Genomic DNA, 19,756 nt, shown 5'->3' with positions numbered 1-19,756 from the left:
ATGGCAGCCGCCCTCACCCATCTCGGCGCCAAGGGCGAGGCCAACATGGTCGATGTCGGCGACAAGGCCGAGACGACACGGACGGCAATCGCCGAAGGCTTTGTCGCTATGCTTCCCGAAACGCTGAACATGATCCTGGCCGGGGATGCCAAGAAGGGTGACGTGCTCGGCACCGCGCGCATCGCCGGCATCATGGCCGCAAAGAAGACGCATGAGCTGATCCCGCTCTGCCATCCGCTGCTGCTGACCAAAGTTTCCGTCGACATCGAGCCGGACCATTCGCTTCCAGGCCTGAAGGTCACTGCGCTGGCCCGCGTCACCGGCAAGACCGGCGTCGAGATGGAGGCACTGACAGCGGCCTCGGTCGCGTGCCTGACCATCTACGACATGGCCAAGGCGGTCGACCGCGCCATGGTGATCTCCGGCATCCGGCTGGTCGAAAAGACCGGCGGCAAATCAGGCGATTACCGGTCCACCGGCCATAAGGCAGGCGCCTAGATGGCGCTGGTTCCGGTCGCCGAAGCGCTCGAGCGCCTGCTTGAAGGCGCGCGGCCGACAGGCAGCGAAAGCGTCGCGCTCATCGATGCCGCTGGCCGGGTGCTGGCCGAACCCGTCATGGCGCTGCGCACCCAGCCGCCGTTCAACGCCTCCGCCATGGACGGCTACGCCGTTCGGGTCGCCGATATCGCCTCAGTGCCGGCGCGGCTTTCGGTGATTGGCATGGCGCCGGCAGGGCGTGGCTTTGAAGGTGCTGTCCACAATGGTCAGGCAGTGCGTATCTTCACCGGCGCGCCGCTGCCCGAAGGCGCCGACACCATCGTCATCCAGGAGAATGTCAGGGATCTCGGCGGCGGCGCCATCGAGGTAACGGAACCGACAGCCGAAGGACGCAATATCCGCCGCGTTGGTCTCGATTTCACCAGGGGCGACGTGCTGCTCGAAAAAGGCCGACTGCTCGATCCGGCGGCACTCTCCCTGGCGGCATCGGCCAACCACCCAAGCGTGAGCGTGGTCAAGAGGCCGCTGGTCGCCATCATCGCCACCGGCGACGAACTCCTGCCGCCGGGCAGCGAGCTCGGCCCCGACCAGATCATCTCGTCCAATGCCTATGGCGTCGCCGCCGCCGCGCAATCGGTTGGCGCCCGTGCACTCGACCTCGGCATCGCCGCCGATCGCAAGGAGGCAATTGCCGCGCTGGTGAGGCAGGCGGTCGAGCAACGCGCCGATGTCATCGTCACGCTCGGCGGCGCCTCGGTTGGCGACCACGACCTGATCCATGACGTGCTGACCGGCGAAGGCATGACGCTCGGCTTCTGGAAGATCGCCATGCGCCCGGGCAAGCCGCTGATGTTCGGCCGGCTCGGGGAGATAAGCTGCATCGGCTTGCCCGGCAATCCGGTGGCCAGCCTCGTCTGTTCGCAGCTGTTCCTGAAGCCGCTGCTGGCGCGGCTCGGCGACCGCGGCTTCCGGCAGGACATGCGCGCGGCCCGCCTCGGGACCGCGATGCCGGCCAACGATCTCAGGCAAGACTATGTGCGTGCCGTGGTCCGGGAAGATGGAGACAGCCTGGTGGCGACGCCGTTCGGCATCCAGGATTCCTCGATGCTGAGAATGCTCGCCGACGCCAACGGGCTGATCGTGCGCGAGCCGTTCGCCCCTGCCGCTGCAGCAGGCGCTGCCTGCAGCGTGCTGATGTTGCGCTGAACCCGTTCCCTTACTCGACAACCAGCGTCCGGCTCAGCGGATGCTCCGGGTCGCAAAGACCGTCTATGATGCTGAAATGGTGCCGGTCCGGCTCGACCACCAAGCTGGTCGCGGCACCGAGGCCGATCCAGACATTGGCAAGCAGCGCGCTCTGGCGCAGGAACTCGGCGCGCTCGCCACCGCCGACCCAGCAGGTCAGGCGTGCATTGTCCATCGGGCGCAGAAGGGCCGGGCTTTCGGTCAGCGCTTCGGCCTCGTCGATCGCCAGCGTCTCGTTCATGGCTGTGCGCATGAGCGGGCGCAGGTCGTGCACACCCGAGATCGACACGACATGACGTATGCGACCAGTCACTTCGGGCGACAGAGGCGTGGTTGCACTCGCCATCCGGCTGGCGAGATGGCCGCCGGCCGAATGCCCGGTCAGCATCAATGGCCCATCGACCAGTGCCGCCGCCTTGCCGATCGCCGCGCCGACCTCGCGAACGATGCCGCCGATGCGTATCTCGGGACTAAGCGTGTAGGAGGGCATCGCCACCGCATAGCCATGCCCGATCGGACCTGCGGCAAGATGCGACCAGAAACTCTTGTCGAACGCCTTCCAGTAACCGCCATGCACGAACACCACGAGCCCCTTGGGCGGGGTGCTCGGCAGGAAAAGATCGAGCCGGTTGCGCGGTCTGTCGCCGTAGACGATGTCGAGCCGCGCCCTGCCCTCGGCCGAAAGAGCGTCACGAAAGGCCCGCGCGGGCTCGACCCAGGCGGCCGGCCAGCGATCGCCGCCAGCTATGTTGGCGCCGTTTGTATAGGCGTTGTCCCAGTCGGAAATACGATGTTCCAGCACCTGTGCCCTCCCCCTCCTTTTCCTGCCGCTCAGGTGACGGCTGACTTGACGGCAAAACGTGCGTCTTTCCAGGCCCCACTGCGCAGGATGTCTTCCAGCACCTCGACAGCGTGCCACACATCGGCGTAGCCGACATAGAGCGGGGTGAAGCCAAAGCGTATGGTCGACGGCGCCCGGAAATCGCCGATCACGCCGCGTTCGATCAGCGCCCGCATGATCTGGTAGCCGTGCTCGTGCATGAATGAAATCTGGCTGCCGCGCCTGGCGCTGTCGCGGGTGCTTTCGAGCGTGAGACCATAGGCGCCGCATTTTGCCTCGACGAGTTCGATGAACAGGTCGGCCAGGGCGATGCTTTTCTGTCTCACGGCCGCCATGTCGACATCGTTCCAGATGTCGAGCGCGCCCTTCAGCGTGCGCATCGACAGGACCGGCTGCGTGCCGCACAGAAACCGGCGGATGCCGGTGCCGGCTGCGTAGGCCTGCTCGAAGGCGAAGGGCCGCGCATGGCTCCACCATCCGCTGAGCGGCTGCTGCACATCGGCATGATGGCGCTCCGCGGCATAGATGAAGGCGGGAGAGCCCGGGCCGCCATTCAAATATTTGTAGGTGCAGCCGACAGCGAAATCGGCATTCGCCGTGTCCAGTTCGACCGGCATGGCGCCTGCTGTGTGGCAGAGATCCCAGACGATCAGCGCCCCGGCGTCATGGGCGATGCGCGTCAGCGCCGTCATGTCACGCAGTTCGCCTGACTTGTAGTTGACGTGGTTGACCAGCACCACCGCGACCCGGTCGTCGATCAGCTCTTCGATCGTCGGTGCGTCGACGCCTGCAAGGCGCAGCACAGTGTTCTTTCGAGTCGAGGCGACACCTTCAGCCATGTAGAGGTCGGTCGGAAAGCTGTCGCCCTCGGCGACGATGACGGGCCGATCCGGCCGCATGGCCATTGCCGCGTGCAGCAGCTTGTAGATGTTGATCGATGTTGTGTCGCAGACCACCGTCTGGCCGGGAGCGGCGCCGATCAGGCGCCCGAGCTGATCGCCGAGTTCGACCGGCATGTTGAACCAGCCGGCAGTGTTCCAGGCGCGGATGAGGTCGTGCGCCCATTCTTCGGTCGCCGCCTTGCGTAGCTCGTCGAAGGCGGCATGCGAGGCTGCACCCAGCGAATTGCCGTCGAGATAGATTACCCCTTCGGGCAGGATGAAGCGGTCGCGCAAGGGGCGCAGTGGATCCGCGGCGTCCATCGCTTCGACGGCCGCAAGATCAGGAATTCCTGTCATGATATGTCTGCTCCCCCCAGATACGCACGACACCGGCACGCAATGATGAGACAAGCCGACGATCGGTACTTTCTCTCATCACAGGCCATCGCGCTGCAAGAACCTGCATTGATGACTTATCGGCCCAACGACACCCTCGACCCCTGCTCATAGTTGGCATTTTGAGTTCGTTTCGTTCACGGTGCATCGAGCGGGCTGGATCGTCAAACACGGCCCTACCTACATTGTTTGCGGCGAATGATTGCCGACTTCCAAGCAGCTCCCAGGCCGGTGGTTGGCCGTAAACGATAACAAAATCAATGCGATGAAGCCGGCATCTAAGGGGCTGGGATATTCGCTGTCGCACGCGACATCGTTTCGGGAGCCTTAACCCATTCATTAAACTTTAAACAGTTGCGGAACACAACTGGAACAGATAGTGTTTGTTCTGGGTTTGTTTTTCTGATTCCGTTGGGGGCCGCGATGCTGACACGCAAACAACATGAACTGCTGATGTTCATCCATGAGCGGCTGAAGGAAAGCGGCATTCCACCCTCCTTCGACGAGATGAAAGAGGCGCTCGATCTTGCCTCGAAGTCGGGCATCCACCGGCTGATCACGGCGCTGGAGGAGCGCGGTTTCATTCGCCGGCTGCCCAATCGGGCGCGCGCGCTCGAAGTGCTGCGCCTGCCGGACTCGATTGCTCCCGGCCTCAATGCGGCGAAGAAGTTCTCGCCGAGCGTCATTCAGGGCAGTCTTGGGCAGGGCGGCCTCGGACGGCAGATCAAGCCGATGGCATCGTCGCGCACGCCCCAGGCGGGCAATGACGACGATGCGGTTGCGGCAGTGTCCATCCCGGTGATGGGGCGGATCGCGGCCGGTGTGCCGATCGACGCCATCCAGCATCAGACGCATTCGATCTCGGTGCCGCCGGACATGATCATGGGCGGCGAGCATTACGCGCTGGAGGTCAAGGGCGATTCGATGATCGAGGCCGGGATCTTCGACGGCGATACGGTCATCATCCGCAACGCCGACACGGCGAGCCCGGGAGAGATCATAGTGGCGCTGGTCGACGAGGAGGAAGCGACGCTGAAGCGCTTCCGCCGCAAGGGCGCCTCGATCGCGCTGGAAGCCGCCAATCCGGCCTATGAAACCCGCATCTTCGGGCCCGACCGGGTCAAGGTGCAGGGCAAGCTGGTCGGTCTGATCCGCCGCTACTGAGGCGGCGGCGGTTGTTTGGGCGGCGGTTTGCTGGCCTGCCTTTCGGGTCTCTTGTAAGGCGGCAGGCCCCTCGCCTCGCGTGAGAATCTTCGCTGCTCGTGCCAGGCCCGGTACGGCTGCTCGACCGCGAAGTTTATCTCTGCCGGCGCGATTGCCGATTGCTGATTGAAGAAGACAGCGGCGCTGCCCAAGCGGGCAAGTTGCCGTTTCTTGACGACAAGGACAAGCGGATTGCGGCAAGGGTCGTAGGCGGTGGCGTCGTTGACGATGATCAGGGTCGCGAAAGCACACGCTCGCCACGCGTCCTTGCGGTCTTCTGCATACGCGATGATCGCGCCAGACGGATGCCGTGCGAGGCACAGACCGGTGCTGCAGTAGAAGGGCGAGCCCGGCGGCAGGTCGGCCGGATCCATGTCGAACCGCGCGTCACCCTTCTCGAAGGTCTCGGGTTCGACAATGGTTTCGGACTTCACAGCCCGTTTCCAGTTGTCGGTGGTGAACTCGTTCGATCGCACGCGGTTGATGGCGAGTTCGCCGCCCCCGATCGGCATTGCCACAAGATGCCCATCCTCCGAGATGAGGACATCCGGCATGCGGGTGTCGGAGACAGTCAGCAGGCCAGCGAATGCGAACGGAACGGCTGCCAGCCTGAGCCATGTCGTCGCCATGGTGGCGATGACCAGCGCGATCGTCACCAGCAGTACCGACTGAATGGAGATCAGCCCGACAGCATCGATCGGCGAGCGCTCGGAAATCCATCCGGATATTGCGATCATCGCCGTCAGCCCCTTGCCCATCACGTAGAGGAATGGTCCATCGGCGCCGAACGGCATCACCAGCGCGCTGAGCACGGCGAACGGCATGACGATCAGCGAGACGATCGGCATGACGGCCAGGTTGGCGAGCAGGCTGAGCGGCGACACGCGTTGAAAATGCCAGATGGCGAAGAGTGCCGTCGCACTGCCGGCGATGATGGAGGTCATGGCGAGGCCGCCCATGCCGAGCAGGAATTTTCGCGTGACGAAGGCGAGCGGCGATCGCCGTGGCGGCGGCGACGTCGCTCTGCCGGCACGGTAGTCCGACCAGCCGGCATAGGCACCGACAAGGGCCGCGGTCGCCGCAAACGACATCTGGAAGCTCGGGCCGACCACTTCGTGCGGCGACACCAGGATCACGGCAATCGCCGAGATCGCCAGATTGCGCATGGTGAGCGCCGCGCGGTCGAACAGCACGGCGACCAGCATCACCGCCAGCATGATGAAGCTGCGTTCGGCCGCGACGACGATGCCGGAAAAGACGAGGTAGGCGGCGATGGAAAAGAGCGCCGCGGCGGCCGCATATTTCTTCACCGGCCGGCGCGATGCGAAATCGGGAAACAGGGCGAAGGCGCCGCGCAGCAGCCCCATAATGGTTCCGGCGACCAGCGCCATGTGCAGGCCGGAGATCGAGATGATGTGGTAGATGCCGGTGCGCCGCATCGCCTCGTTGATCTCATCGGGAATGCCGGCGCGCACGCCGACGATCAATGCCGCAGCAATCTCGCCCTCCGGGCCGCCAATCTGGCCGCGAATGTGGTCCGCGATGCTCTCCCGGGCATTCTCGATTGCGGACGCCAAGCGCGTCCTGGATGGTGCGTCTTCGCCGGCGCCAGTCTTTGGGACAACAGTCTTCGGATTGCCGAGGAAAAAGCCGCTGGCGCCGATGCCGGAAAAATAGCTGTCGAAGGAGAAGTCGTAGCTATCCGGCCGCACCGGTCCGGTCGGCGGCAGTAGCCGGGCATAGCCGGTGATCAGGGAACCGGCGGTCATATCAGGAGGAACTTTCCGCGCCGAAAGCCTGACCCGCTCCGGCGCATAGCGCAGCTTCGGATGGGCGGTCGAGATGACGTCGATGGTCAGCCTGACGCGGCCGTTTTCCATTTCTTCCAGGCTGGCGAGCCGCCCGGTCAGCCGCGTCTGGATCTCCGAGCCGAGCATCTGGGTTCCGGCGCGCCAGGTCTCGACCTTTGCGGCGAGCACGCCGAGCGCGCAGAGCAGCGCTGCCATGAAGCACAAATGCGTCCTTAGCCATGACCGCGAAGCCACCGCGCAGGCGGCCGTCAAGGCGACCACGGCGACGGGCCTGTAGAAATCGGGTTCCGTCGCCAGCGAGAAATAGAAGATCACCCCGCATGCCAGAAACACCGGCACCAGCAGGAAGCCCATGCCGCGGTCAAGCTCCGTGCCGGCAGCCGCAGCGATGCTTCGCCGGACTGCGGGACCAGAAAGGCGGCGGAATGCTCCGGAGACCCGCTTTACCGAAACAGTCGCGGGGACAAGCTCCGGCGCGCGATTGCCGGGCGGCAAAGGCTCGAAGCCCGGCCGTGGCGCAAGCAATGAAACCGGCATCGGCTCGGCGTGTGGAATATCGGCAAACAGCGTCCGTTCGCTGACGCTGCTCGTCGCGCCCTCGCTCTCCCCTGCACCCCGGCCTCGTCCAGCCATCGGGTCTGCCCCTTGCGCCCCAGACCTCCTATGCTACATGAACGCGCAACGCGCGAAAGTCCGCGCATCACATCCGCTTTCTGCGCTTCCGAGAGTTCCATGTCCGACAAGGTCGTCACCCGCTTTGCCCCCTCGCCGACAGGCTATTTGCACATTGGCGGCGCGCGCACGGCGCTGTTCAACTGGCTCTATGCAAAGCACACCGCCGGCACGATGCTGCTGCGCATCGAGGATACGGATCGCGAACGCTCCACCGACGCCGCCACAGCCGCCATCCTCGATGGGCTGTCCTGGCTTGGCCTCAGTTGGGACGGCGAGCCGGTGTCGCAGTTCGAGCGCGCGCCGCGCCACCGCGAGGTGGCTGAGGATCTGGTGCGGATGGGCAAGGCCTATTACTGCTACGCCACGCCGGCCGAACTCGAGGCGATGCGCGAGGCCGCACGTGCCAAGGGCCTGCCGCCCCGCTATGACGGCCGCTGGCGCGACCGGGACCCGTCGGAGGCGCCGGCAGGCGTCAAGGGCGCGATCCGCATCAAGGCGCCGACCGAAGGCGAAACGGTGGTGCACGACCGCGTGCAGGGCGAGGTGCGCTTCCCCAACAAGGATCTCGACGATTTCATCATTCTGCGCTCGGACGGCAACCCGACCTATATGCATGCTGTCGTCGTCGACGACCACGATATGGGCGTCACCCACATCATCCGTGGCGACGACCATCTGACCAACGCCGCCCGCCAGACGGTGATCTACAACGCCATGGGCTGGGAGGTGCCGTCCATGTCGCACATTCCGCTGATCCATGGCGCCGACGGCGCCAAGCTGTCGAAGCGGCATGGCGCGCTCGGCGTCGAGGCCTATCGCGCGATGGGCTATCTGCCCGAGGCGCTGCTTAACTATCTGGCGCGGCTCGGCTGGAGCCATGGCGACGACGAGGTGATGTCGATCAAGGACATGATCGCCTGGTTCGACATCGGCGACGTCAACAAGGGTGCCGCCCGCTTCGACTTCGCCAAGCTCGAGGCGCTGAACGGCGTGCACATGCGGCGCATGGGCGATGCAGAACTGCTCGACATCTTCGTCGCCACGCTGCCCTATCTCGAGGGCGGCCCGGCAATCGCGGCGCGCCTCGATGGCAACAAGAAGGCGCAGCTGCTGGCCGCCCTGCCCGGCCTGAAGGAGCGGGCGAAGACTTTGGTCGAGCTCGTCGATGGCGCAGGTTTCCTGTTCGCCGAGCGGCCGCTGCCGGTCGACGACAAGGCGGCTTCATTGCTCGGCGGTGACGCTCGCGCGATCCTGGCTGGCGCTCACCGTGTCTTGAATGCGGTTTCCGGCGAGTGGACTGCCGCTGCGGCGGAGGCGGCGATCCGCGAGTTCGCACTGGCCGAGGGCCACAAACTCGGCGCCGTGGCCCAACCGCTCAGGGCCGCGCTCACCGGCAAGAGCACCTCGCCGGGCGTGTTCGACGTGCTTGCCGTGCTTGGCCGGGGCGAAAGCCTGGCGCGCATCGCGGATCAAATCGATTAGGAAAACTGGCCCAAGAAGATTGGCATTGAAAGGCGCGTTTCGCAGTGCAACATTAGGCCTTGGCCCAATCTGGCACGCACCTCCTAAAATGCGGTGGCGAGTACGCGCATTCCGGTGATTTGCAGGATTTGCCCTTGCCGGCATGAGGAACGAAAAGGAGTTTGCAATGACCGAAGCTGCGACAAAACTGGAATTTGGCGGCAAACCGCACGAGTCGACCGCAAAGCTCGAGCTCGCCGGCAAGACGCATGAACTCAAGGTGCGAAGCGGTTCAGTCGGGCCTGACGTCATCGATATCGGCTCGCTCTACAACACCACCGGGGCTTTCACCTATGATCCCGGCTTCACCTCGACGGCAAGCTGCGAGTCGGGGATCACCTTCATCGACGGCGACGCAGGCATCCTCCTGCATCGCGGCTATCCGATCGACCAACTGGCCGAGCATGGCGACTTCCTTGAGGTCTGCTATCTCCTGCTCTACGGCGAACTGCCGACCAAGGCGCAGAAGGACGACTTCGACTACCGGGTGACGCGCCACACGATGGTGCACGAGCAGATGTCGCGCTTCTTCACCGGCTTCCGCCGAGACGCGCACCCGATGGCGGTGATGTGCGGCGTGGTCGGCGCGCTGTCGGCCTTCTACCACGACTCCACCGACATCTCGGATCCGTACCAGCGCATGGTCGCCTCGATGCGGCTGATCGCCAAGATGCCGACCATCGCGGCGATGGCCTACAAATACCATATCGGCCAGCCGTTCATTTACCCGAAGAACGAGCTGAACTTCGCCGCCAACTTCCTGCACATGTGCTTTGCGGTGCCGTGCGAGGAATACAAGATCAACCCGGTGCTGGCGCGCGCCATGGAGCGCATCTTCATCCTGCATGCCGACCACGAGCAGAACGCCTCGACCTCGACCGTGCGTCTGGCCGGCTCGTCGGGCGCCAACCCGTTTGCTTGCATCGCCGCCGGCATCGCCTGCCTGTGGGGCCCGGCGCATGGCGGCGCCAACGAGGCGGCTCTGAACATGCTGGGCGAGATCGGCCATGTCGACCACATCCCGGAATTCATCGCCCGCGCCAAGGACAAGAACGATCCGTTCCGGCTGATGGGTTTCGGCCACCGCGTCTACAAGAACTACGATCCGCGCGCCAAGATCATGCAGAAGACCGCGCATGAGGTGCTGGGCGAGCTCGGCATCAAGGACGATCCGCTGCTCGACATCGCCATGGAGCTGGAAAAGATCGCCCTGACGGACGCCTATTTCATCGAGAAGAAGCTTTACCCGAACGTCGACTTCTATTCCGGCATCACGTTGAAGGCACTGGGCTTCCCCACTACCATGTTCACCGTGCTGTTCGCGGTCGCCCGCACCGTCGGCTGGATCGCGCAGTGGAAAGAGATGATCGAGGATCCGCACCAGAAGATCGGTCGCCCGCGCCAGCTCTACACCGGTGCGCCGGAGCGCGACTACGTGCCGATCGCGAAAAGGTGAGTGAGGAGTGAGTAGGGAATAGTGAGTAGTAAGTGAGCGCGGATCGGCGTTCACTGCCTTCTACTCACTATTCGCTCTCTTGATACAGCCCATCACGACCTCTGCCGCGATATCGCCGGAGGGTCGCTCCGTCGCCATACGCTTCGCGATCTTGGCGAAACCGTCCTTCTGCCAGGCGCGCATGCCGGTGTCGTTAAACAGTGCCTCCAGTTGCCGGGCGAGGTTTTCCGGCAGGACATACTGGTCGTAGAACTCCGGCACGAGCGTGCGGTCGGAAATCAGATTGGGCAGCAGCGCCGACCAGACGGAAATCAGATGCGGCATAACGAGCCGCGCCATGGGATCGAGCCTGTAGCAGGACACCATCGGGACACCTGACAGCGCAAGTTCGAGCGACACCGTTCCCGAGGCGATCAGCGCCGCGTCGGCCTTGCCGAAGGCCTGCCACTTGCGCTCGGCCTCCAGGATGATTTCCGGCTTTTCGTCCCAGCTTGCGACCGAAGTCCTGACGAGATCAGCGACATGCGGCACGGTGGGCAACAGAAGGCGCAGGCGATGACCGCGCTGGTGCAGCACCGACACCGTCTTGCCGAACGCGTCGATCAGGCGCCGCACTTCGCCACGGCGGGAGCCGGGCAGCACGAGCAGGGTCTTCACGCGATCTTCCGAGAGGTCGCGCGCCTGACCTTGTGCCCTGGCGGCAGCAAGCACGCCCGGATCTTGCGTCAGGCGGTGGCCGACATAGGTGCCGGGCGGGCCGCCGAGACGGGCCAGCGCCTTCACCTCGAAAGGCAGGATGCACAGGATGTGGTCGACATAGGGCTTCATCGCCACCGCCCTGCCCGGCCGCCAGGCCCAGACGCTCGGGCAGACATAGTGGACGATCGGAATGCTCGGATCGGCGGCGCGCACCTTGCGAGCCACGCGCAGCGAAAAATCCGGACTGTCGATGGTGATGAGGCAGTCGGGCTTTTCGGCGGCGATCGCGCTTGCCGTCTGACCGATGCGCCTGATCAGACGCGGCAGGTCGCGCAGGATGGCACTGAAGCCCATCAGCGCGATCTCGCTGCCGTCGAACAGGGATTTCAACCCGAGCGCCTGCAAATGACGGCCGCCTATGCCGACAAGCCTGATCTCGCGGCCGGTCGTCCGCTTGAGTGCAGCAACGATGTCGGCGCCAAGCAGATCGCCGGATTCCTCGCCGGCGACGATGGCGATCTTGAGCGGCTTCTCAGCGACCATCAGCCGGCTCCGCCGCTGCCAGGCCGACCACAAACAGACCAAGCGCGTTGGCGCGTGCGATGGTGACAGGACCTTCCAGAATGAGCGAACGGCCGGCTTCGACGGCGATGCCGGCAAGTCCCGCTTCATGCGCCGCCTCGACCGTCAGCGGACCGATGGAGGGAAGATCGGCTCGCAGTTCCTGATCGGGCTTGGCGCATTTGACCAGCACACCGCGCGTCTTGCCGGCGAGCCGGCCATGGTCACGTAGTTGCCTCGTCCGCTCGAGCAGCCCGTTGGTGCCCTCGATGCCTTCCAGCGCAATCACCCGGCCGCCGATCGCGACGGCGGCCTGGCCAATGTCGAGCGCACCGATGGCCTTTGCCGCCACACGGGCCGCTTCGATATCACGCCAATCGGATTTCCGCGGTTCTGCCTTGGTCAGCGAGCCCTCGGCCGCAAGCAGTTCAGGCACGATCTCATGTGCTCCGACGACCTTGATGCCCCGCTTTTCCAGAAAGCGCGTCAAGATCCTTAGCAAGCCATCATCGCCACGCGCCAGCCCCATTAACACCGTAGGCACGGCGGCCAGCAGGCCAAGGCTTGGCCGCATGCCGGTCAATTTAGGCCTGCGCCTGATCTCGCCGGCCAGCACAAGATGGCTAATCCGTTTGCGCCTGAGCAGCGGGACCAGCGAGCCGAAATCTTCGAGCGCAAGCTGCTCGGTTTCGTAGGCGGCGAGGTCCGGCTTGCGGTCTACCTCGCCCTCAGCCGCGATGATGACGGGCGAATGCCCTTGTTTTGCGAGGCTGGCCGCGACTTCGACCGGCAGGCTGCCGCCGCCGGCAATGATGCCGACCCTGGCGCCCGGCGGAAGATCAAGCGCGGTTACGGCGGTCTCAGCCTTCGTCATCGGCGTCGTCGCCGTCGCCACCTTTGAGCGACGGGACGGCATAGTGCCGCTTGCCGCGACTGGCGATGAAATCGATGATTTTCATGGCCGTCGGCGACGAGGCGAATTCCGCCTTGGCAAATTCGATATTCTCGCCAACAGTCCGGGAGCGGTCGAAGATCGTCCTGTAAGCCTTGCGCAGCATATGGATTTCGGCGCGCGGCAGGCCGGAGCGCTTCAGGCCGATGATGTTGAGCCCGCGCAGGCTGGCGCGATTGCCGACGGCAATCGCGAAGGGGATGACATCGCCGACGACGGCCGAGCAGCCGGCGAGAAAAGCGTTGTCGCCGACGCGGACAAATTGGTGAACAGCGGTCAGACCGCCGATATAGACATTGTCGCCGATCTCGCAGTGGCCGCCCAGCGTCGCCCCGTTGGCGAAGGTGGCGTTCCTGCCGACGACGCAATCATGGGCGATATGCGCGTAGGCAAGGAAATTGCCGTTGTCGCCCACGGTTGTTTCGCCACGGCTGGAATCGGTGCCGAGATGCATGGTGACGCCTTCGCGGATCGTGCAGTTCTTACCGATGACCAGGGTGGTGCGGCCACCCTTGTGCTTGGTGTTCTGCGGCGGTGCGCCCAGGATCGCCATCGGATAGACCTTGGTCGCGGCACCGATGGTGGTCGCGCCCATCACCGAAACGTGGCTGACAAGCTCGACGCGGTCGCCGATCACCGCGTCGGCGCCGATATGGCAGAAAGGTCCAACACGGACACCCTCGCCGATTTGAGCGCCCTCTTCGACGACCGAGGAAGGATGGATTGAAGTCTGGATTTTCATGAGCATTCGATTGTCAGACGCTTGTGACCATCATCGCCGAGATCTCGGCTTCAGCGGCCTTTGCGCCGTCCACCAGAGCTTCACAAGCGAATTTGAGCAGGTTGCCGCGTTTCTTGATTTTCTTGACGTGAATCCTCAGCTGGTCGCCCGGGACGACCGGCTTGCGGAATTTGGCGTTGTCGATGGTCAGGAAATAGACCAGCGACGGTTTCTCGGTGGCGAGGCTGCGGATGCAGATGGCACCGGCGGTTTGCGCCATGGCCTCGACGATCAGCACACCCGGCATCACCGGTTGGTCCGGGAAATGGCCCTGGAAATGCGGCTCGTTTATGGTCACGTTCTTGATGCCGACGGCGGACTCGTCGCCGTCGATATCGACGATGCGGTCGATCATCAGGAACGGATAGCGATGCGGCAGGAGCTTCATCAGCCCCAATATGTCGACCGCCTCGAGCGTCGCCACCATGTCAGCCATTCCCATCGCCCTGTTTGCGCGTTCTGGCGAGCTTGCGCAGCATGGCGATCTCGCGCATGGCTTCCGCCATCGGCTGCGCCGGATAGCCTCCCCAGATCTCGCCTGCCGGGACGTTGCTCATGAATCCACTTCTCGCCGCAAGCTTGGCCCCTGTTCCTATGGTCAAATGATCGGCAAGCCCAACGCCGCCGCCCATGGTGACGTTGTCGCCCACCACGACGGAACCGGAAATACCCGAAAGACCGGCAATAATGCAATTGCGACCGATGCGGACGTTATGGGCGATCTGAACCAGATTGTCGATCTTGGTGCCCTGGCCGATGATGGTGTCGGACATGGCGCCGCGATCGACCGTGGTGTTCGAGCCGATCTCGACATCGTCCTGGATGATGACGCGACCGATCTGCGGCACGCGCTCCGGACCCTTGGCGCCGCCTACGAAGCCGAAGCCATCCTGACCGATCCTGGCGCCGCCATGGATGATGACGCGGTTGCCGATCAGCGCATACTGAACGCTGGTGCCCGGGCCGATATAGCCGTCGCGGCCGATCTGGCAGGAGTGGCCGATGACCGCATGCGGGGCAATGACGGTGCCACCGCCGACCGACACGCGGGGGCCAATGACCGCGCCGGCCTCGACGATGGCGCCGGTCTCGACATGCGCCGATGGATCGATGTGGGCATGTGGCGAGATACCGGTTTCGCCGGTCATCGGTCCCGGCGTCGCAGCCTGCGGAAACAGAAGACGCCCGACCAGCGCAAAAGCCTGTTGCGGGCGCGGGTGAACCAGAACGGCGATGCCCGCGGGAGCTTTGCCGGCGAATTCGGCCGGACAAAGAACAGCCGCGGCCTTCAACGACTGCATCAGCGCGAAATTGCGCTTGCCGTCGACAAAGACGAGCGCGTCCTGACCGCCTTCATTGGCCGGCGCCAATGCCTCGATCGAAATAAGCGATTGGCCGGAATCGACAAGCTGCGCGCCGGTCAGATTCGCGACTTCGCCGGCCGTATACCGGCGTGAGGGCGCGAAGAACACCGGGTCGGTCATTCCAGAAGCAATATCCAGCTAGGGTCGGATCACTCTCTCCCGGACCGCAACCGGCCCGGAAGCAACGTCACCCGCGGATCAGAAGCGGGTCGATATGCCGAAGTTGAATTCCTGCACGTCGTCGGTCTCTTCCTTCTTGACCGGAATCGCGTAGTCGATGCGGATCGGACCGAAAGGCGACGCCCACATCAGGCCGACGCCGACCGAGGCGCGCCATTGCATGCCGACTGACGACTGGTTGACTTGCTCCACCCCACCGATTGGAGGAAGCTTGTTGCCATAGAGCGTCGCCGCATCGGCGAAGACCGCGCCACGCAAGCCGAAGCTCTCCGGAACAACCGGAAGCGGGAACTGGGTTTCAGCCGAGGCGTTGAAATAGGTGTCGCCGCCAAGATGGTCGCCAGCGCCTTGGGCATCGATGGGACCGATACCGCCATAGGCGAAGCCGCGGATCATGCGATCGTTGCTCTGGAAATAATCGAAGACGCGCAAATCGCCGGAACCGTAGCCTTCGATATGCCCTCCCCCGACCGACAGGAGCCCGACAAGATCCAGTTGCTCCGACAGCGTCTGGTAGGCGCTGGCGCGGCCCGTGAGCTTGACCCACTTGGCGTCGCCGCCGAGGCCGGCGAATTCCGTGTTGACGTTGGCGTAGAAGCCTTCGTGCGGGTTCTTCATGTCGTCGATGGTGTTGTAGAGCAGCCCCAGGCTGACCGATGACTTGAGCCACGGGCTCTCTGCAACGCCGTTTATGATCGCCAGGGAGACATCGCAGCTTCCGCCAGGGGGAGGGTTACAACCGTTGTCGAACTTGTACTTTTCCTGGGAAATATTATACGCCAGCTGTGTCGAGATGTCGTCGGTGATCGGCAGGCCGAAACGAACGGTCGCCCCCAACGTCTCGCTGTCATAATTGTCGTAGTTGCGCGTCTGCTGGTAGATGTCGAAGCCGGCAGCGATACGGCGCCCGAGGAAATAAGGCTCGGTGAAGGAGAGGCTGTAGTCGCGCGAATTCTTGCCGCCTCCCGCCGAGAGCTTGATGAACTGGCCGCGGCCGAGGAAGTTGCGCTCGGTGATCGAGCCCTCGATGGACGGACCTGCCGTTTCGCCGCCGGTCGAATAGCCGGCGCCGATCGAAAACTCACCGGTCGACTTCTCGACCACGTCGACCACCAGCACGACCTGGTCGGGCTGCGAGCCGGGCACGGTCGAGATGTCGACTTTCTCAAAATAATTCAACGCTTCCAGGCGCTTCTTCGCGCGCTGGATCAGAACCTGGTTGAAGGCGTCGCCTTCACTGACGTCGAATTCGCGGCGAATGACATAGTCACGCGTCCGATCGTTGCCGCGAATCTCGATGCGCTCGACATAGGCCTTGGTGCCCTGATCGATCGTGTAGACGACCGAGATGGTGTGGTTCTCGAAGTTGCGGTCGCCGCGCGGTGTCACCTGGGCGAAGGCATAGCCGGAACCGGCGACCCTCTCGGTCAGCGCGATGATCGAGTCCTCGACGTCCTCGGCGTTGTAGACGTCGCCCTTGTGGGTCTGGACCACTGATTCCAGCGACTTGCTGTCGACCTCGGGGATCGTGCTCTCGACGCTGACATCGCCGAAAGTGTAGCGGTCACCTTCCTGCACGGTGATGGTGACCGTGTACTTGTTGGTGGTGTCGTCAAGCTCACCGACCGCGGAGACGACCTGGAAGTCGGCATAGCCGTGATTGTAATAGAAGCGGCGCAGCAGCTCCTGATCGGCGCGCAGCTTGTCCTCGTCATAGACGTCGTCACGCAGCACGAACGAGAGCCAGGACGAGCGCCTCGTGGCGATGACGTCCGAAAGCCGGCGGCTCGAATAGGCGCTGTTGCCGACGAAATTGATCGAGGCGATCTGCGTACGGCCGCCTTCATTGATGTTGAAGACCACGTTCACGCGGTTGTCGCCGAGATTCATGATCTGCGTGGTCACGGCGGCATCGTCGCGGCCGATCCGGCGATAGGCAGCCTTCACCGCCTCGACATCGGAATCAAGCGTGGCCTGCGAGAACGTTCCGCGCGGCTTCAGCTGGACCGCGGCCGCAAGGGCGTTGTCCTTGAGCTTCTTGTTGCCCTGGAACAGGACCTGGTTCACGACCTGATATTCGGAAACCTTGACGACCAGGGAGGAGCCGACCTGATTGATCTGGACGTCCGAGAACAGTCCGGTGCCGAACAGCGCCTTGACCGCATCGTCGATATCGGAGCTGGAAAAGGCCTTGCCGGGCTTGATCTGGATGTAATTGCGGATGGTGTCGGCGTCGACGCGTTGGTTGCCCGAAACGTCGATTCTCGAGACAACGGCCGCCTCGGCAGCTGATGTGGCAACGAACTGCACTGCGAGCGCGCCTGGCACAACCAGAGCGGCGGACAAGGCCACCGCGGACGCGGCGCTCAGAAACTTGGATGCTGCCTTCATCGGGCTTTTGTACCTTTTCTCGAAGTCCCCACGGCGAGAAAACCGGACGTGCGGTAAATTTCCCATACCGTATTAACCGGATTTTCCCTACACGCAAGGCTTCTGGTTAATTTGTATTTACTTAACCCTGATGCGTGGCTTTCGCGTCACGCATATCCCCGTGCATGGTAAACGGCGTCTCAACATTGGCGGTGCCGAAGTCAAATTCCTTCATGATTTCAGCACCCAAACAGATCATTCCAGAATACGAAACCCATAAAGCCCAGAACCAGAATCAGCCCGACCCGATAGGCCATCTCCATCATCCATTCCGAGACCGGCCGCCGGATGACAGCCTCCACGCCGTAGAACAAGAGATGGCCGCCGTCGAGGGGGGGAATCGGCAGAAGGTTCAGAATTCCTATCCCGACTGACAGGAATGCCACAAGCTGCACCAGCCACTCGAAGCCAAGTTTTGCCGCCTGGCCGGACATTTTGGCGATCTTGATCGGGCCGCCCAGCTGGCATTTGTCCTCGCGGCCGGCAACGAAGCGTTGCAGGAACTGGCCGGTGCGCTGAATGACGTGGCCGGTCTCCTCGACAGCCGCTCCCACCGCGCCGACGGGGCTGTATGTGATCAGCCGCGGCTGGCCGAGTTCGGTGTTGTTGGCGACGCCGATCACGGCAACCTTGACCTTGTTGCCCAGAGCATCCTCCTGCTCCATCAGCTCCGGCGTCGCGGTGACGGTCACCTCCTTGCCGTCGCGCAGCATGGTGAAGGTGATGGCGTCGCCGGCACGCCCGGAGACCAGGCGCTGGACGTCGGCGAAGGTCTCGATCTCGCTGCCGTCGACGCTGACGAATCGGTCGCCGGGCTGGATGCCGGCCCTGGCCGCCGGACTGTCGGCCCTGACTTCGGCCACTGTCGGCTCGAGCACGGGCCGGCCATAGACCGAAAACAGCACTGCAAAGACGGCTATCGTCAGCAGGAAATTGAACAGCGGCCCGGCCACCACCGTCGCCGCGCGTTTCCAGATCGGCTGGGTGTGGAAAGCGACCTCGCGTTCGGCATCGCTCAGCGTTTCCATGTCCTCGGCGCTGGGCTGGCTCGATGTGGCGTTCATGTCGCCGACGAATTTGACATAGCCGCCAAGCGGTATGGCGCTGAGTTTCCAGCGCGTGCCATGGCTGTCGTTGAAGCCGAAGAGTTCGGGTCCGAAGCCGATCGAAAAGGCTTTCACGCCAATTCCGCACCAGCGGCCGATCAGGTAATGGCCCATTTCATGGACGAAGACGACCACGGTCAGCACGAACAGGAAAGGCACCAGCGTGCCGAGGACAAAGCCGTCGGTGCTGAAGACCGCGTGAAATATCTCGTTCAAGTCATGCCCTCAAATTCGCCCGCGGCGCAGGTCGCGCCGTGACTGTGACATCAATCCAGGCGAATCCGTGGCGCAGCCGGTTCTTTGGCATGCAAGCCCGTTCTTCGCCATGCAGTCGTGTCGTTCAAGCCGGAAACAGCCCCTGTGCCGGATGGTCGGCGCTCGCCGAAATCCAGCCGATGACGTACAGGGCGATAGCCGCCGCGACAAGCCCGTCCACCCTGTCCATGACACCGCCATGGCCTGGGATCAGCGTACCGGAATCCTTGGCACCGTGGCGGCGCTTGACCCAGGACTCGAAAAGATCGCCGGCCTGGGAGATGACCGACAAAGCCAGTGCAACAACGCTTAGCATACCGAGATTGCCGGCACCTGCGGCGGTCGCCAGAAGCAGGCCGGCGATTACGCCGCCGATCGCACCGCCTAGCGCTCCGCTCTGCGTCTTGCCCGGCGAAATCGACGGCGCCAGTTTCGGCCCACCTACGGCGCGGCCAACGAAGTAGGCAAAGATGTCGGTTGCCCAGACCACCGCGAACAGGAACAGGATCGCGACCAGGCCGGAACGGTCGCCATCGCGCAGCAATGCCAGCGACAGGCCGGAAAGCGCCGCGTAGCCAATGCCGGCCGCATCCCATTGCGCTGCTCCGCGCATTTGAGCGCCGAGCGCCGTGACCACAACCAGAGCGGCGACAAGGGCTAGCAGCCAGGATGCCGGCAGGCCCGCGATCAGCGCTCCGACGAAAACCAGAAGCAGCGCTTCGGGCAGAAAGCCGAGGCCCGCGCCGGCGGATGGCCGCGACATGCGTGACCATTCATAGAAGATGGCGGCCGCGATCGCCGCACAAAGCAAACGGAACGGCAATCCGCCGAACCAGGTCAGGCCAAGGGTGATGACTGCCAGCACCAAGGCCGAGACGACCCGCAGCTGGAGGTTGCTCAT

At 63.7% G+C, this 19,756-nt stretch carries 16 protein-coding genes; 5 read left to right on the top strand and 11 right to left on the bottom strand.

Features of this window, described 5'->3' with window-relative positions; translation table 11 throughout:
- Both moaC and ACSQ3Z_RS30425 read left to right on the top strand, forming a co-directional pair.
- Entirely contained in the window at nucleotides 1–498 is a 498-nt protein-coding gene (moaC, locus tag ACSQ3Z_RS30430) for a cyclic pyranopterin monophosphate synthase MoaC (protein WP_436174922.1), read from the top strand.
- Complete coding sequence (locus tag ACSQ3Z_RS30425) at nucleotides 499–1,704, top strand: molybdopterin molybdotransferase MoeA (protein WP_436174921.1); 1,206 nt, start codon at nucleotides 499–501, stop codon at nucleotides 1,702–1,704.
- Nucleotides 1,705–1,714: 10 nt separating this feature from the next.
- Here ACSQ3Z_RS30425 and ACSQ3Z_RS30420 read toward each other — a convergent pair whose 3' ends face one another.
- The gene (locus ACSQ3Z_RS30420) at nucleotides 1,715–2,545 is read right to left on the bottom strand and encodes an alpha/beta hydrolase (RefSeq protein WP_436174920.1); all 831 of its coding nucleotides are present in this window, start codon (nucleotides 2,543–2,545) and stop codon (nucleotides 1,715–1,717) included.
- 29 nt (nucleotides 2,546–2,574) lie between these two features.
- Nucleotides 2,575–3,822 carry a kynureninase gene (gene kynU / locus ACSQ3Z_RS30415; RefSeq protein ID WP_436174919.1) on the bottom strand — a complete coding sequence of 416 codons (1,248 nt, stop codon included), beginning with the start codon at nucleotides 3,820–3,822 and terminating at the stop codon, nucleotides 2,575–2,577.
- A gap of 462 nt (nucleotides 3,823–4,284) precedes the next feature.
- Between kynU and lexA the strand changes: the two genes are divergently transcribed.
- Nucleotides 4,285–5,025 carry a transcriptional repressor LexA gene (gene lexA / locus ACSQ3Z_RS30410; protein ID WP_436174918.1) on the top strand — a complete coding sequence of 247 codons (741 nt, stop codon included), beginning with the start codon at nucleotides 4,285–4,287 and terminating at the stop codon, nucleotides 5,023–5,025.
- On the opposite strand, the gene ACSQ3Z_RS30405 is transcribed toward lexA, so the two are convergent.
- Entirely contained in the window at nucleotides 5,019–7,508 is a 2,490-nt protein-coding gene (locus ACSQ3Z_RS30405; protein ID WP_436174917.1) for a ComEC/Rec2 family competence protein, read from the bottom strand. The two genes, lexA and ACSQ3Z_RS30405, sit on opposite strands and share 7 nt — an antisense overlap.
- A gap of 99 nt (nucleotides 7,509–7,607) precedes the next feature.
- Here ACSQ3Z_RS30405 and gltX point away from each other — a divergent pair, with 99 nt between their 5' ends.
- Both gltX and gltA read left to right on the top strand, forming a co-directional pair.
- Nucleotides 7,608–9,032 carry a glutamate--tRNA ligase gene (gene gltX, locus ACSQ3Z_RS30400; protein WP_436174916.1) on the top strand — a complete coding sequence of 475 codons (1,425 nt, stop codon included), beginning with the start codon at nucleotides 7,608–7,610 and terminating at the stop codon, nucleotides 9,030–9,032.
- Nucleotides 9,033–9,198: 166 nt separating this feature from the next.
- Nucleotides 9,199–10,527, top strand: a complete 1,329-nt coding sequence (gene gltA, locus ACSQ3Z_RS30395) for a citrate synthase (RefSeq protein WP_404276775.1) — start codon at nucleotides 9,199–9,201, stop codon at nucleotides 10,525–10,527.
- A gap of 60 nt (nucleotides 10,528–10,587) precedes the next feature.
- Here the strand turns inward: gltA and lpxB are convergent, their stop codons facing one another.
- The 8 genes from lpxB to ACSQ3Z_RS30355 form a co-directional block, all read right to left on the bottom strand.
- Nucleotides 10,588–11,769 carry a lipid-A-disaccharide synthase gene (lpxB, locus tag ACSQ3Z_RS30390; RefSeq protein WP_436174915.1) on the bottom strand — a complete coding sequence of 394 codons (1,182 nt, stop codon included), beginning with the start codon at nucleotides 11,767–11,769 and terminating at the stop codon, nucleotides 10,588–10,590.
- Nucleotides 11,759–12,661: an LpxI family protein gene (locus ACSQ3Z_RS30385; protein WP_436174914.1), complete on the bottom strand. Its 903-nt coding sequence runs from the start codon at nucleotides 12,659–12,661 to the stop codon at nucleotides 11,759–11,761. Before ACSQ3Z_RS30385 ends, lpxB begins: the two co-directional genes overlap by 11 nt.
- The gene (gene lpxA, locus ACSQ3Z_RS30380) at nucleotides 12,648–13,481 is read right to left on the bottom strand and encodes an acyl-ACP--UDP-N-acetylglucosamine O-acyltransferase (RefSeq protein WP_436174913.1); all 834 of its coding nucleotides are present in this window, start codon (nucleotides 13,479–13,481) and stop codon (nucleotides 12,648–12,650) included. Before lpxA ends, ACSQ3Z_RS30385 begins: the two co-directional genes overlap by 14 nt.
- Nucleotides 13,482–13,494: 13 nt before the next feature.
- Nucleotides 13,495–13,956, bottom strand: coding sequence for a 3-hydroxyacyl-ACP dehydratase FabZ (gene fabZ / locus ACSQ3Z_RS30375; protein ID WP_120016200.1), 462 nt, complete (start codon nucleotides 13,954–13,956; stop codon nucleotides 13,495–13,497).
- Nucleotides 13,949–15,004 (bottom strand): UDP-3-O-(3-hydroxymyristoyl)glucosamine N-acyltransferase, encoded by a 1,056-nt coding sequence (lpxD, locus tag ACSQ3Z_RS30370; RefSeq protein ID WP_436174912.1) that lies wholly within the window; start codon nucleotides 15,002–15,004, stop codon nucleotides 13,949–13,951. The genes fabZ and lpxD overlap by 8 nt, the downstream gene beginning before the upstream one ends.
- Nucleotides 15,005–15,082: 78 nt before the next feature.
- Nucleotides 15,083–17,455, bottom strand: coding sequence for an outer membrane protein assembly factor BamA (bamA, locus tag ACSQ3Z_RS30365; protein WP_436174911.1), 2,373 nt, complete (start codon nucleotides 17,453–17,455; stop codon nucleotides 15,083–15,085).
- A 218-nt stretch (nucleotides 17,456–17,673) separates the two neighbouring features.
- A complete protein-coding gene (gene rseP / locus ACSQ3Z_RS30360) occupies nucleotides 17,674–18,816 on the bottom strand; it encodes an RIP metalloprotease RseP (protein ID WP_436174910.1) in 1,143 nt (380 codons plus the stop codon).
- A gap of 124 nt (nucleotides 18,817–18,940) precedes the next feature.
- Nucleotides 18,941–19,756: a phosphatidate cytidylyltransferase gene (locus tag ACSQ3Z_RS30355; RefSeq protein WP_436174909.1), complete on the bottom strand. Its 816-nt coding sequence runs from the start codon at nucleotides 19,754–19,756 to the stop codon at nucleotides 18,941–18,943.

The organism is Mesorhizobium sp. LjNodule214 (genome assembly GCF_964252735.1).
Lineage (GTDB): Bacteria > Pseudomonadota > Alphaproteobacteria > Rhizobiales > Rhizobiaceae > Mesorhizobium.
This window is presented reverse-complemented; position numbering and strand designations above follow the sequence as displayed.

What these genes read in the sequence shown, in the direction of transcription:
- moaC (WP_436174922.1), top strand. Translation starts at nt 1, where the DNA reads ATGGCAGCCGCCCTCACCCATCTCGGCGCCAAGGGCGAGGCCAACATG.
- ACSQ3Z_RS30425 (WP_436174921.1), top strand. Translation starts at nt 499, where the DNA reads ATGGCGCTGGTTCCGGTCGCCGAAGCGCTCGAGCGCCTGCTTGAAGGC.
- kynU (WP_436174919.1), bottom strand. Translation starts at nt 3,822, where the DNA reads ATGACAGGAATTCCTGATCTTGCGGCCGTCGAAGCGATGGACGCCGCG.
- lexA (WP_436174918.1), top strand. Translation starts at nt 4,285, where the DNA reads ATGCTGACACGCAAACAACATGAACTGCTGATGTTCATCCATGAGCGG.
- ACSQ3Z_RS30405 (WP_436174917.1), bottom strand. Translation starts at nt 7,508, where the DNA reads ATGGCTGGACGAGGCCGGGGTGCAGGGGAGAGCGAGGGCGCGACGAGC.
- gltX (WP_436174916.1), top strand. Translation starts at nt 7,608, where the DNA reads ATGTCCGACAAGGTCGTCACCCGCTTTGCCCCCTCGCCGACAGGCTAT.
- gltA (WP_404276775.1), top strand. Translation starts at nt 9,199, where the DNA reads ATGACCGAAGCTGCGACAAAACTGGAATTTGGCGGCAAACCGCACGAG.
- lpxB (WP_436174915.1), bottom strand. Translation starts at nt 11,769, where the DNA reads ATGGTCGCTGAGAAGCCGCTCAAGATCGCCATCGTCGCCGGCGAGGAA.
- ACSQ3Z_RS30385 (WP_436174914.1), bottom strand. Translation starts at nt 12,661, where the DNA reads ATGACGAAGGCTGAGACCGCCGTAACCGCGCTTGATCTTCCGCCGGGC.
- lpxA (WP_436174913.1), bottom strand. Translation starts at nt 13,481, where the DNA reads ATGAAAATCCAGACTTCAATCCATCCTTCCTCGGTCGTCGAAGAGGGC.
- fabZ (WP_120016200.1), bottom strand. Translation starts at nt 13,956, where the DNA reads ATGGCTGACATGGTGGCGACGCTCGAGGCGGTCGACATATTGGGGCTG.
- lpxD (WP_436174912.1), bottom strand. Translation starts at nt 15,004, where the DNA reads ATGACCGACCCGGTGTTCTTCGCGCCCTCACGCCGGTATACGGCCGGC.
- bamA (WP_436174911.1), bottom strand. Translation starts at nt 17,455, where the DNA reads ATGAAGGCAGCATCCAAGTTTCTGAGCGCCGCGTCCGCGGTGGCCTTG.
- ACSQ3Z_RS30355 (WP_436174909.1), bottom strand. Translation starts at nt 19,756, where the DNA reads ATGAGCAACCTCCAGCTGCGGGTCGTCTCGGCCTTGGTGCTGGCAGTC.